Raw genomic sequence first — 12,849 nt, 5'->3', positions numbered from 1 at the left:
ATCTGTTCGGAAATCGCACTATAAAGTGTCAAATCCCCTGAATGTAAGCGTGCGACGGTTAGACCCGCATGCACTCGATCGACGATCCTCTCGACAATCTGTTCGAGGGTGAGATCGCTAGTTTTGATAATTTCGGCATCTTGACGAGCTTGCTGGAGGAGGCGATCGGGGATGAGCGAATCTGCATACACAATTACATCCGCAGTTGCAATAATTCTCTGTCCTTTGACAGTTAACAAGTCTGGATCTCCAGGCCCAACGCCAATTATATAAACCTGGGTAATATCTGTCGAAAGATAGAAGAATTCATTTTGACTACTTTTAAACATTTTTTGATTGTAATTTAGAGTTAACAGTCTTTTTAGTCTCGATATTAATGCTATTACATTAATGCTACTAAATATGAACGAAAACACTCTCGATCGCAGCGATACCTACAGATACTTATTTACCGTATTTACACCGACTTATAACCGAGCGCACACCCTCAGTCGCGTTTATGAAAGTCTGTTATCGCAAACAGAGCGTGATTTTGAATGGTCGATCGTGGATGATGGCTCATCTGATGGAACGCGATTAAAGGTTGAAGGTTGGCAGCAAGAAAATCGCTTTCCGATTAGATACATCTATCAAGAAAATCAAGGCAAGCACATTGCCACTAATCGAGGTGTCAGTGCTGCTCGAGGCGAACTGTTTTTAACCCTTGACTCGGATGACTCTTGCCGTCCAGAAGCATTAGAGCGGTTTAGGTATCACTGGGACAGTATTCCAGCCGATCGCCAAGCTAATTTCTCTGCTGTTACTTGTTTGTGCGAAGATGAAAATGGCCGGATTGTGGGAAGTAAGTTTCCATTCGATCCCACAGATTCTGATTCTTTAGAAATCCATTATCGGTTCCATATGACCGGAGAAAAATGGGGATTTCATCGAACTAGCGTCATGAGCGAATTTCCTTTTCCAGAAATAACCGGCTGTAATTATATTCCCGAAAATATTGTCTGGTCGGCGATCGCCAAGAAATACAAAACTCGCTTTGTAAATGAATCGCTGCGCGTTTACCACACTGGCGAAGATCGAGCCACAGATCCAGGTAGACTCGTCCGGATGTTAACTAAGAACTCCCGCGCTCATGCATTATTTCATCAAGAAGTATTGAATAAAGAGTTAGGCTTTTTCTCGATCGCGCCCAAAAGCATTGCAGCGTCTGCCGTTCATTTCTCTCGGTTTTCTTTTCATGCTAAGTACAACATCCGCACGCAATTCAATCGCTTAAAGGCTTTGGGCGGTAAAATACTATGGCTAATTTTTCTACCCGTTGGCACCCTAGTTTATCTAAAAGATCGAACTAAAATCAGAGCATTGAATTCCAGCGAGTTACAAAAAAACAATTCGATCGATAGTAGTGGAAGTCTTGTTTGATTTTGCGATCGTAAATTCAATCTGTCGCAGCCGATCTTTGCTCTCGATCGGCAGCATTGCTAGCTAGCAACTTGGGTTAAAATAGAAAAAAGGAAATTCTGAGAGTACAGCTCCCCATCAAATGACTGCGAACAACATTCAATTACTTAATATCGGTGTCAGCCTATTATTGGTAGTCATGACATTCTTGTTTATCATCCGCATCGTCTTAACTTGGTACCCCCAAGTCGAAAGCCAAAAATTACCATTTAGCCTAGTCATCGCCCCAACCGAGCCATTCCTAGCTCCGTCTCGCAAAGTAATTCCGCCGATTGGTGGTGTCGATATTACCCCCATCGTCTGGGTGGGCATCGTTAGTTTGATCCGCGAAGTTTTAGTCGGACAGCAAGGCATCATCACCATGCTCGCTAAATAATCTCTCCTCCCCGCGCCCCGCCCCCCGCCTAACTACTAGCGCGAATCAATTCCACGGCATCTCGTCCGTCAGAATCTTGAAAATAAACTTTAATCTGCTCCTCCCGCGCCGTTGGTAATTTCTTCCCGAAAAAATCTGGGTGGATCGGGACTTGGCGATGGCCGCGATCGATCAAAACTGCGAGTAGAATATGTGTTGGTCTACCATATTCAGTGACGGCATTGAGTGCCGCTCGAATCGTGCGTCCTTGGTAAATGACATCATCGACCAAGATGACAGTCTTATCACTTAAGTCTACGGGCATATCGGTTTTCCCTGGCGTACGGACGGCAATCAGATCGAGATCGTCGCGATAAAAGGTAATATCTAGTGCCGCCACCGCTACTTTGACACCCTCTAATATTTCAATCTGTTTCGCCAGCATATTGGCAAAGGGAACGCCTTTTTTTTGCACGCCTACTAATACCACCTGCGACAAATCTCGACAGCGTTCGACAATCTCTGAGGCCAATCTGATCGACGTTCTCCGGATTTCATCAGCAGACAGAATTTCAACGATAGAACTGGGCATGTTGGTGCAAGGGGATAGGGGATAGGGTTCAGATCGTGTGCTTCCCAAGCCACTGATTTCTAAGATTATACTTTGACCACAGAAGACATAACTGTCAATCTCGATCGCCTTCCAGATCGTGTCGAAAATCGTCCAGATATTGCAGAATATTAAGCTTATCTCGATCGCCCTACCAACTGTTAACCTTTTTGCCTAACCTGGATACAGGGAAATTAGTCGATCGTTGGCAGCTAGGAGCAGATCGCTGTCGATCGAGTATTGCGGCATAATGTCTCAACAAGATCGCCCTCACACTAATTTATAAATACCTAATACCTAATTTCATGGCATATCAGTGGTTTAAATCTTTTCATATTATCGGTTTTACAGTTTGGTTCGCTGGCTTGTTTTACTTGGTCAGATTGTTTATTTACCATGTCGAGGCAAACGACAAGCCCGAACCCGCACGGAGCATTCTCAAAGAGCAGTACCAAATTATGGAACAACGGCTCTATAGTATCATCACTACGCCAGGGATGTTATTAACGATCGCGATGGCGATCGGGATTATTTCCACAGAGCCAGATATTATTCATCAACGTTGGTTGCACATCAAAATTAGTTTAGTAGTTCTATTAATTGGCTATCATCACTATTGCAAAAGCTTGATGAAAAAGCTTGCAGTAGATGAATGTAAATGGAGCAGTCAGCAGTTGCGCGGCTTGAATGAATTACCGACACTATTCTTGGTCGCGATCGTGTTACTAGCGATATTCAAGAATAATTTACCCACCGATTTAACTGGATATTTAATTGTCGGTTTAGTCGTACTAATGGCAGCGACAATTCAACTCTATGCCCGCAAGCGTAGATTAGATGCTGAAAAATTAGTAACGAACGAAATTTCTACGTCTGAAATCGGTGCATCCTAATCTTTGTTAGCATATATATCGGGTACCCACAAGCGACGTTTTTATGTCTAGGGTTCCCCCCGAATAAAAAAACGTCAAGACGGGGCACCCCTACGCAATTAACCTGTAGGGTTGCCCCTTGTGGGTACCCTCAGGACTTAGCTTTTACTTGCACCTCCTAACTCTCAACTCCCAACTGATGACTTATACATCTACAGATATTCAAGCAATCTTTAATCGAATTGCACCAGTATACGATCGATTAAATAACGATCTGAGTCTGGGGATGCATTGGGTATGGAAACAAATGACGGTATCTTGGAGTGACGCTCAAGCTGGCGATCGTTGCCTGGATCTGTGCTGTGGGAGCGGCGATATTACGCAACTTTTAGCCAAACGCATCGGTGCAACTGGAACGGTTATCGGTGCTGATTTTGCCCCCGCCCAACTCACGATTGCCGCCGAACGAATCGCTAAAATTTATCCCCCATTGGATAACATTAATTGGGTAGAAGCTGACGCTCTCAATCTCCCATTTGCCGATAATTATTTCGATGCCGCAACGATGGGCTATGGCTTGCGAAACGTTACCGATATTCCCAGATCTTTAGCCGAATTGCATCGAGTTTTGAAAACTGATGCCAAAGTTGCAATTCTCGATTTTCATCGTCCTAGTAATAATTTAGTGAGACGCTTTCAGCAATGGTATCTCGATACGATCGTCGTACCGAAAGCGGCACAACTAGGCATGACGGATGAATATGCTTATCTCAATCCCAGTCTCGATCGATTTCCCACTGGTGATGACCAAATAAAATTAGGATTGGCAGCGGGATTTAGTCAGGCAATTCATTACCCGATCGCCAGTGGTATGATGGGTGTCTTAGTATTGACTAAATAATCAAAGCAAGATCCCCGACTTCTAGAACTTAACTTTAGCCATTGCGAGGTTTTCGATCGCGATTAACTAAAGTTAGAATGTTATCAATCTAGATAAAACACCTATTTCAAATTATCGATAGAGTTTCTAACGATAGTTAGTAAATTGCAAAGCTACTGGCAGTTCTTCCTGCTTCAATCGCTGCATTACGCCTTGTAATTCATCTTTATCCTTGGCAGTAACGCGGACGACGTCGCCTTGAATTGAGGGCTGCACTTTTTTGAATTCGTCCCGAATTAGTTTGGAAATCTGTTTGGCAATTTCTTGACTGATGCCTTTTTTGAGGGTAATTTCTTGGCGAATACGATTGCCGCTGGAGGATTCAATTTTGCCGTAGTCAAAAATTTTCAGCGATAGATTGCGTTTGATGGCTTTGCTTTGCAGCATATCGTGGACGGCATCGAGGGTCATCTCACTAGCGGTATCGATCGTAATCTTATCTTCGGCTAGCTCTACAGTTGTTTTGGTATCTTTGAGATCGTAACGGCTGCCAATCTCCCGATTAGTTTGATCGAGAGCATTTACCAGTTCCTGTCTGTCGAAATCGCTGACAATATCAAAAGAAAATGTAGAAGCCATATGGGTGCTTAGTTAAGTAGGATCTGTGCTTAGTTATAAAAGGGAATAGGGGATAGGGGGTAGGGGGTAGGGAATAACCATCTACATCAATTGACAGCACGATCTTTATTGAGTAATTTTATTCCCACAGGGAACTTTTAAGTTATCATCCCAATAATATTTCTTACCCCTATTCCCTATTCCCTTTCCCCTCTCCCCTAATTCATCGTACTGGTGATGCTCATGGACATGAGGGTAAAGATGGCTACCGAACCGACTCCAAACATTAACGATCGACCGATCGGGAAATTAATGATATAAAAAATCGAATATAATAGCCGCGCTGCTGTAAAACCGATCGCACAATTGACTACCGTCGCTGACTCTTGATGGGTGGTATAAGCCATCAATGCCGCCGCACTATACAGTATAAATGCTTCCCAAGAATTTTGATGCGCCCAAGTTGCGCGTTTGCCATAATCTGGCATTTTGTCAAACGCTGCACGGGGAGCGGCAATATCGAACCCGACTTGAAAGCGGGTAATCGCCACTACTAAATAAGGAAAATAGACTAGAGCTGCCGCAGCCGCGATCGAACCGAGTAAAATTGTCGAAGTAGAGAGATTGGCGAAATTCATAACAGCAGATAGTGACGGCCAGCAGGCTAGGGCGAAATCGATCGATAGATTGGTTAATCGAAGTAAAATAGCGTGACAACTTTGCGTTGTTCTTCAGCCTCATGGCAAGTTTGCAGGAGAGTGTCGCTATCGTGGAAGGCAAAACAGATCAACTGCTGACAACGAGACACAATTTCCTGATTGCACAGCGCGCTGGCTTCACCCAATGACAAAGCATCGTTGCCAGGATTTTCCACCAGGTGCATCACATTCTGCAACTGATCTTGAGACTCGCGCGGTTGACGAGCGAGACTTTGGGGTAAAATCACGGTCAACATGTCGCGATCGGCACGAATAGCACCCCGAATTGCTGCCGAGTTTGTACCAGTCGCACCAGAGGTAATCAGGCGATTGCCAGAGAGTACTAGCGCGTAGCTCATCATCTCGATCAGATGCTGGTGAGTGATGGGGACATGGCGAGAACCCAGTAGGGCAATTTTTTTGGAGCCAGTCTGTTGAATCGTAGCGAGTTCCTGAGCCAGGGTATCGATTTCAGATACGTTAATCAAAGACGGTGCGTAGCTTAACAACTTTCCCAGTTTAGCACGATCGAGGATCGGAAATCGGTCTTAGGCTGGGGGTTGCAAGCATTCTTAGTAATTGTCCGCGATAAAACTCCGATCGCAGCTAAATCGGACTGATGGAGGGTGCCGCTGGCTGGAGATCGATGCTCTTGGTTGCTTAGTATTTGTAGTTAGTGACGAGCGTTTCTGAGATTTGTCCCCGCTTGTCACTGTGTGCATTAATTAGGCGGGTCGCCTGAATCGATTCAATCTTAAACTCTGGCTCTTGCCCGTACAATTCTATGACAAAAGGTGCTGAAGAATTAGAAAGCATAAACTTCACCCCTCGCTCGTGCAATCGGCAGCACAACTTATACAATTCAATTTGCTGACCTTCGTCGAATCTTTCGCGTGTATAAGCAGTAAAGCTTGCTGTTTTAGTCAAGGGTACGTAAGGCGGATCGAAATAAACTAGATCTCGATCGGTAACTTTTGACTCGATTGCGAGAAAATTACCATGGATTAATTCGACATCCTTGAGCACATGACTGCAAGCTCTCAAATTGTCGGCATCCAAAATTTTGGGATTCTTGTAAGTCCCAATTGGCGTGTTAAATTGCTGTTTTGAGTTGACACGGTGCAAGCCATTATAACAAGTTTTATTGAGATAAATAAAGCGGCTCGCTCTGCGAACGTTACTCCAGTCTTGATATTCTAAACTGCGATCGGCATCGCGCAGCGAGTAGTAATAATCTTTCTCATAAACATGTTTGGCTAAATCGACAATTAAGTCTTCAACACAATCTCTAATCGCACCATAGGCATTAATTAATTCACTGTTGATATCGACCAGACACGCCGAGCGATTTCGCAGCGAAAAAAATACCGCACCACCGCCGACGAACGGCTCGAAATAGCGATCGTATTCAGTAGGTAGCCGCTTAATAATTTCGGGTAATAGTTGTGATTTGCCACCCACCCATTTCAAAAAAGGCTTAACCCGTACTGGCGATCGCATCATAAATATAAGCAGCTTGAGGAAAATAATCGATCGAAGCGAGTAACTGGTAAATATGTGCTGGCTCCATGATGCCTGCCGCCAAACATCGATCGTCAGATCTAAGTATATTCGGAGACATTCATAGCCGATCGATCGGAAACTCATCAGCACAAGGATGAAATAACTCGATAACTTCGATCGACGCCAACAAGCCCTAAATCGTTACGGATATTGGTGTTTGGGTGGCTAGTGAGCCTCGATCGATAATGATGGTTAATTATGTGGAGTGATAAATTCGATAATTTCCTGTAACCTAAGGAAAGATCTAAGTTTAAATATATATTACGAACTGCGTCTATGATAGCAACTGCACTGAAACACGAAGTCAAAGATTTATCGCTCGCGCCCCAAGGCAAGCAACGGATTGAGTGGGCAGGACGAGAAATGCCCGTGCTGCGCCAGATTCGCGACAGGTTTGCAGCGGAAAAGCCCTTAGCGGGGATTCGCATCGTCGCTTGTTGCCACATTACCACTGAAACCGCTCACTTGGCGATCGCCATCAAAGCGGCTGGTGCTGATGCGATCTTGATTGCTAGTAACCCACTCTCCACTCAGGACGACGTGGCAGCTAGTTTAGTTGTCGATTATGGAATTCCAGTTTTCGCCTTCCGTGGTGAAGATGAAGCCACCTACAAACGCCACGTCCAAACCGCACTCGATCACCACCCCAACATCATCGTCGATGATGGTTGTGACGTAGTAGCCACCATGGTTCAAGAACGCCAGCACCAACTGAGCGAACTAATCGGTACTACCGAAGAAACCACTACAGGCATCGTCCGTCTCCAAGCGATGTTCAAAGCGGGCGTACTGACTTTCCCCGCCGTCAACGTCAACGACGCTGACACCAAGCACTTCTTCGATAACCGCTACGGTACCGGACAATCCACCTTAGATGGGATCGTGCGCGCAACCAATATTTTACTCGCAGGTAAAACAATCGTGGTTGCTGGCTATGGCTGGTGTGGTAAAGGTACTGCCATGCGCGCCCGTGGAATGGGTGCAAATACGATCGTGACTGAGATCGACCCCACCAAGGCAATCGAAGCTGTCATGGACGGTTAGCGTGATGACCATGGAAAAAGCCGCTGCTGTTGGCGACATCTTTATTACCGTTACTGGTAACAAGCACGTCATCCGTGGCGAACACTTTGACATGATGAAAGATGGCGCGATCGTTTGTAACTCCGGTCACTTCGATATCGAAATCGATCTCAAAGCTCTGGCTAGCAAATCGACTGGTGTCAATACCGTCCGTAACTTTACCCAAGAGTACAAACTCAATAATGGTAAATCCATCATCGTCATCGGTGAAGGCCGTCTGGTTAACCTCGCCGCCGCTGAAGGACACCCCAGCGCAGTGATGGATATGAGCTTCGCTAACCAAGCGATGGCTTGCGAATACCTCGTTAAAAACAAAGGCGAACTGACTCCTGGCATCCACTCGATCCCCGTCCATGTGGATAAGGAAATTGCGCGGATGAAACTCGAAGCCATGGGCATTCAAATCGATAGTCTTAATGCCGACCAAATCGATTATGCCAACTCCTGGACTTCGGGTACTTAATTTCGATTTCGAGCTAAGTTAATTAGTTTTTAAAAAGCATAGACCATAATTTGGTCTATGCTTTTTTATCGATCGACAAGCTAACTAGTCAAGGAATATTATAGGTAATATCAAAAAGAGTTAGTGCAAGAATTTTCAGCCCAATCTCCCAACTTATACGCGACAAATTTTGTTAGTTCCCCAGTCCCAAATGTAGTAACCCCTAATCCAACAGCGACTAATCCCGCCATTACAATTGGCCCACCAACTGCTGATGTCACTACCGCAGTTGCCGCAGCTCCAGCAGCATTGCTACCTAAAAAACCCGCAGCGGCTTGAGTCAATCCACCTAAACCCAATTGTGAAATGGCTGATGCAATTCCAGCATAGCCTGTTAACGATCCAGCACCTGCAATAGACGCTGAATTAATTGCTTGTCCGATCGTGACCGCAGAAGTACCACCCTTAATAATCGCGTCCCACCGTGAGGTATCGTTACCATTTTTTAGATCTACATAGGCAGCACAAATTCGATCGGGACTTTGATTAAGGAAATTTCGTGCATCCTTAACAAGTTGTTTATTAGAAAGCAGTTTTTTAGTAGTATCTACAATAGCCTCTTTACTGGACAAAAACTTTTTAATGGTATCACCATTAGATAATAAATTTTTAGCTGTATCAGTGGCAGTACTTAAGTCGAAAGAGAGATTCGCTGAAGCGGTAGCTGGAGAGCTTAGTGCTAAAGAAACTGTGATTAGAACAACAATCAGAAATGAAGATATAAGTTGACGTGACTTTTGTAACATAGGCTTGGGCTACATTCTGAGATCTGTAGTTTTATATCCAGGGACTACTATGGCAAATCAGGAGATTTTTCTAGAATTGACTATTTCTGTTCCAAAACTACCCCCAGATTGAGAAAATATCACCTTCTTTAGTTATAAATTTTGCCTTACTTCCTAGCTTTCCACTACTCCATCCCTCCGCTCGATCTCCTTGCACCTCACCACTGCTGACTCGTCACATATCCATCCAAATAGTGGGATCGAGCTATTAGCCGACAAAATCCCCATCGTCAAAGATTGTGGACTTCGATCGATAACCCATCATGCCTTAACCTTTCCCGCCTGTAAAAGTCACCCCTTGAATAAAATAGCGATTGAAAAAAGCGTAAATAATTAAAGCTGGTAAAGTAAACACCATCGAAGCCGCCATAATATAGTTCCAATAACTGATATATTGACCCTTAAAAGCGTTTAATCCCAACGGCAAAGTAAACATTTCTGGATCGAACAAAATAACCATTGGTAGCAAGAAATTATTCCAACTTCCCATAAACACAAATACTGCTTGTGCGGCTAGTGCTGGTTTCGCTAACGGTAAAACAATCCGCCAAAAAACACCGAAGGGTGTCGATCCATCAAGTGCAGCCGCTTCTTCTAATTCCTTGGGAAAATTAACAAAAAACTGCCGCATCATAAAAATAAAAGTAGCATTTACCATACTCGGCACGATCGAGCCTTGATAAGAATTCAACCAGCCGAACGTTTTTAAAATCAGAAATGTGGGAATTAATGAGATTTGGGCTGGAACTGCCAACACGGCTAAAATCAGCAAGAATAATAAATGCTTGCCGCGAAATCGCAATCGCGCGAGAGCATAACCAGCCATCGAATTGAACAGCAAGTTTAAAACTGTAACGCTGACTGCAATAACGACACTATTAAATACCCAGCGTAAAAACAATGGCTCTTGAAAGAAAATCTGCTTATAATTATCGAGTGTAAAGTGCTTGGGTAATAAGCTACTATCGCCACTGACGATTTCTGAAAGTGGTTTAAAAGATGCAGACAGTGCCCAGAGAAAGGGGATGAGCGTGACGATCGCATATAGCACTAATCCCACATATACCAGTATCTTCAGCCAATAACTGCGTTGGCAAAGCCTCTCAGAATGAGAATCGAGATTGCTCACGTTCGATCGCCCCCAAATAACCGTCGCTGCACTAAAGTCAGCATCACGATCGCTACTGATAATAAACACGCGATCGCCGCGCCATAACCCATCTGCAAATTACGAAAAACAGATTGATAAATCAGTAAAACTACTGTCAGGGTGGCATTATTTGGCCCCCCAGTACCGCCAGAAAAGATGTATGATTGGTCGAATAATTGAAATGTACCGATCGTGCCGATCGCCATCACAAAAAAGGTCACAGGTTGCAGAATTGGTAGGGTAATGTAGCGAAACTGCTGCCAACTATTCGCACCATCTAATTGCGACGCATCATAGAGAGATTGTGGGACATCTTGCAATGCGGCTAAATAAATCACCATATAAAATGGTGCCGTAGACCAAATATTCATCATCGCAATCCCTGGCAGTGCGACTGCCGGATCGCCCAACCAATTATAAGTAGGTAAATTCAAAAAAGTCAGCACATCATTGAGCAGTCCATTGGTGTTATAAATCCACATGAAAATTAGTGTTAATACCGCCGAAGAAGTCACCGTTGGCAAAAAATACAGAATCCGCCACCAATTTTTGCCCCGAATTCCGGAGTTGAGAGTTACAGCTAAAATTAGAGCTAAAATAGTTTGAGCGGGCACGACCATTGCGACATACACTGCGGTATTCTTGAGAGCGACCCACGCCCGATCGTCGCCAACTAAATTGATAAAATTGCGGAAGCCAATAAACTGATAATCGATTCCACCTAGTAATCGAACTTTATGAAAAGACAGGAAAATTGCCCACGCGATCGGTAGTATGACAAAGGTACCTACCACAAAAATAGCGGGCATCATAAATAAATACCCAGCTAGATTTTCGTTATTCGATCTCGCTTTTTGTCGCTGTCTTCTGACCAAATTCACAATATTATATCCAACGAAAAAAGCCTTTTCTTCTAATCCAAAATCTGTAGGGGCGGGTTTATGCGATAACCTGTTGGTAATTCTTAAATATTTAAATCAAACCCGCCCTCCTCACCAATAACCAATCGCATGTTATATCCCCTGAATATCGATTATCGACACTACATAGACGAACGATCTGTAAATTCTGGTGGAGGTGGGCGGGTTTGGTTGAGATTTCTAGAATTTATCGATAGTTATTTGCATAAACCCGCCCCTACAGATCCGATTTTCTAATAAAAGATTACTCGATCGATTTAATCTGCCGATTGGCATCTGCCTGCGCTCTGGACATTGCCGATTCTAATGGTTGTTGTCCGAGCATGGCACTGAGAAATTGGTTGTCAAAGTTGTTGAGAATGGCGGCTGGATATTTCCCCGCTTGCCACGGCATCGCATATGCCACTCCAGCCACCAATGGCGCGCGTAAGGGATCTTGCTGATAACCTAACTTTTGAGCGATCGATTTCCGCGAGGGTAAAGCAATCCCCGTACTCGTCCACTTTTCCATCCCAGCTTTGCTAGTCAGATAGGAAATTAATTGCCATGCTGCGGCTTTGTGTAGCGATCGTTTATTCATCACGTAGGCAACGGTAAATACCATTGTACCTTTTTTATTATTAATGCTCGGTACTTCGGCAGTGGCAAAATCTAGCTGGGGAAATGTCGATTGCAAATAAGGAATTGCCCAGTTACCTTCGATCGCCATTGCCACTTTACCTTGTCCTAACATTTCACTACCGGAGTTGGTACCCACATCAGATTTTTGGGCAGAAGTGCGGTCTTTTTGATACTGCTCGACGATCGATTGTAAGCCCTTTAAGCCTGCCTCTGAGGCAAAAGTAGCATTACCGCGATCGTCTATAAGTTCGCCGCCAAATGCCTTAATTGTATAGGCTTGTCGTGCTAACTCCGGCATTACACCATAGCCATATCGATCGATTTTACCGTCTTCATTACGAGAGAAGGTTAACTGTTTGGAATAGTCTCGTAACTGCTCCCAAGTGGCAGGAGGACTAGTCAAACCGGCTGATTTAAATGCTGCTCGATCGTAAAATAAGGCTAGCGTTGAATAATCTTTTGGCAATCCATAAATATGTCGATCGAATTTGAAGCTGTCAATTAACGTCGTTTCAAAATCAGCGAGATCGAATTGAGGTGGAATATAACTATCTAGTGGCTCCAAGACATTTTGACTCATCAAAAATGGAGCTTCTAAGGCATCTAGATAAAACACATCGGGAGCAGCGTCACCAATTAAGCGGGTTTTAATGACGTCCATATACTGGTCATTAATTGCCTCATACTTAACTTTCACATCGGGATGCTGGGCTTCAAAATCTTGAAGCAATTTT

Annotated in this window: 15 protein-coding genes and 1 pseudogene; 5 read left to right on the top strand and 11 right to left on the bottom strand. The window is 44.2% G+C overall.

All coding sequences use genetic code 11. From position 1 onward, the window contains the following. Positions 1 to 329: SAM-dependent methyltransferase (locus tag RMO84_RS08125; RefSeq protein WP_310487963.1), on the bottom strand; the 329-nt coding region annotated here is incomplete at its 3' end. 73 nt (positions 330 to 402) lie between these two features. Between RMO84_RS08125 and RMO84_RS08120 the strand changes: the two genes are divergently transcribed. Further along, positions 403 to 1,419, top strand: a complete 1,017-nt coding sequence (locus tag RMO84_RS08120) for a glycosyltransferase family 2 protein (protein ID WP_310487962.1) — start codon at positions 403 to 405, stop codon at positions 1,417 to 1,419. A 121-nt stretch (positions 1,420 to 1,540) separates the two neighbouring features. After that, positions 1,541 to 1,834: a YggT family protein gene (locus RMO84_RS08115; RefSeq protein ID WP_310487961.1), complete on the top strand. Its 294-nt coding sequence runs from the start codon at positions 1,541 to 1,543 to the stop codon at positions 1,832 to 1,834. 28 nt (positions 1,835 to 1,862) lie between these two features. Here the strand turns inward: RMO84_RS08115 and pyrR are convergent, their stop codons facing one another. Then, positions 1,863 to 2,405 (bottom strand): bifunctional pyr operon transcriptional regulator/uracil phosphoribosyltransferase PyrR, encoded by a 543-nt coding sequence (pyrR, locus tag RMO84_RS08110; protein ID WP_310487960.1) that lies wholly within the window; start codon positions 2,403 to 2,405, stop codon positions 1,863 to 1,865. A 323-nt stretch (positions 2,406 to 2,728) separates the two neighbouring features. Between pyrR and hemJ the strand changes: the two genes are divergently transcribed. Beyond that, positions 2,729 to 3,316, top strand: coding sequence for a protoporphyrinogen oxidase HemJ (hemJ, locus tag RMO84_RS08105; protein WP_310487959.1), 588 nt, complete (start codon positions 2,729 to 2,731; stop codon positions 3,314 to 3,316). 178 nt (positions 3,317 to 3,494) lie between these two features. Further along, positions 3,495 to 4,196: a bifunctional demethylmenaquinone methyltransferase/2-methoxy-6-polyprenyl-1,4-benzoquinol methylase UbiE gene (gene ubiE / locus RMO84_RS08100; protein WP_310487958.1), complete on the top strand. Its 702-nt coding sequence runs from the start codon at positions 3,495 to 3,497 to the stop codon at positions 4,194 to 4,196. 126 nt (positions 4,197 to 4,322) lie between these two features. On the opposite strand, the gene RMO84_RS08095 is transcribed toward ubiE, so the two are convergent. The 5 genes from RMO84_RS08095 to RMO84_RS08075 form a co-directional block, all read right to left on the bottom strand. Continuing rightward, a complete protein-coding gene (locus tag RMO84_RS08095; protein ID WP_310487957.1) occupies positions 4,323 to 4,814 on the bottom strand; it encodes a YajQ family cyclic di-GMP-binding protein in 492 nt (163 codons plus the stop codon). A gap of 197 nt (positions 4,815 to 5,011) precedes the next feature. Then, a complete protein-coding gene (locus RMO84_RS08090; RefSeq protein WP_310487956.1) occupies positions 5,012 to 5,431 on the bottom strand; it encodes an MAPEG family protein in 420 nt (139 codons plus the stop codon). A gap of 53 nt (positions 5,432 to 5,484) precedes the next feature. Next, positions 5,485 to 5,979, bottom strand: a complete 495-nt coding sequence (locus RMO84_RS08085; RefSeq protein ID WP_310487955.1) for a DNA recombination-mediator protein A — start codon at positions 5,977 to 5,979, stop codon at positions 5,485 to 5,487. Between the two features lie 172 nt (positions 5,980 to 6,151). After that, positions 6,152 to 6,994, bottom strand: coding sequence for a DNA adenine methylase (locus RMO84_RS08080; RefSeq protein WP_310487954.1), 843 nt, complete (start codon positions 6,992 to 6,994; stop codon positions 6,152 to 6,154). Beyond that, positions 6,969 to 7,112, bottom strand: a complete 144-nt coding sequence (locus RMO84_RS08075; RefSeq protein ID WP_310487953.1) for a hypothetical protein — start codon at positions 7,110 to 7,112, stop codon at positions 6,969 to 6,971. The genes RMO84_RS08080 and RMO84_RS08075 overlap by 26 nt, the downstream gene beginning before the upstream one ends. A gap of 218 nt (positions 7,113 to 7,330) precedes the next feature. Here RMO84_RS08075 and ahcY point away from each other — a divergent pair. Then, positions 7,331 to 8,600, top strand: a pseudogene (gene ahcY / locus RMO84_RS08070) (adenosylhomocysteinase). A gap of 110 nt (positions 8,601 to 8,710) precedes the next feature. Here ahcY and RMO84_RS08065 read toward each other — a convergent pair. The 4 genes from RMO84_RS08065 to RMO84_RS08050 all read right to left on the bottom strand — a co-directional run. Continuing rightward, positions 8,711 to 9,385 carry a hypothetical protein gene (locus RMO84_RS08065; RefSeq protein ID WP_310487952.1) on the bottom strand — a complete coding sequence of 225 codons (675 nt, stop codon included), beginning with the start codon at positions 9,383 to 9,385 and terminating at the stop codon, positions 8,711 to 8,713. A 307-nt stretch (positions 9,386 to 9,692) separates the two neighbouring features. Then, complete coding sequence (locus tag RMO84_RS08060; protein WP_396135802.1) at positions 9,693 to 10,553, bottom strand: carbohydrate ABC transporter permease; 861 nt, start codon at positions 10,551 to 10,553, stop codon at positions 9,693 to 9,695. Then, positions 10,550 to 11,386 carry a sugar ABC transporter permease gene (locus tag RMO84_RS08055; RefSeq protein WP_310487950.1) on the bottom strand — a complete coding sequence of 279 codons (837 nt, stop codon included), beginning with the start codon at positions 11,384 to 11,386 and terminating at the stop codon, positions 10,550 to 10,552. Before RMO84_RS08055 ends, RMO84_RS08060 begins: the two co-directional genes overlap by 4 nt. A gap of 352 nt (positions 11,387 to 11,738) precedes the next feature. Continuing rightward, the coding region (locus tag RMO84_RS08050; protein ID WP_310487949.1) for an ABC transporter substrate-binding protein at positions 11,739 to 12,849 on the bottom strand (1,111 nt) is incomplete at its 5' end.

This window comes from Chamaesiphon sp. VAR_69_metabat_338 (assembly GCF_031423935.1).
GTDB lineage: Bacteria > Cyanobacteriota > Cyanobacteriia > Cyanobacteriales > Chamaesiphonaceae > Chamaesiphon.
Note: the sequence above shows the minus strand (reverse complement) of the source record. Positions and strands in the feature narration are given on the sequence as shown.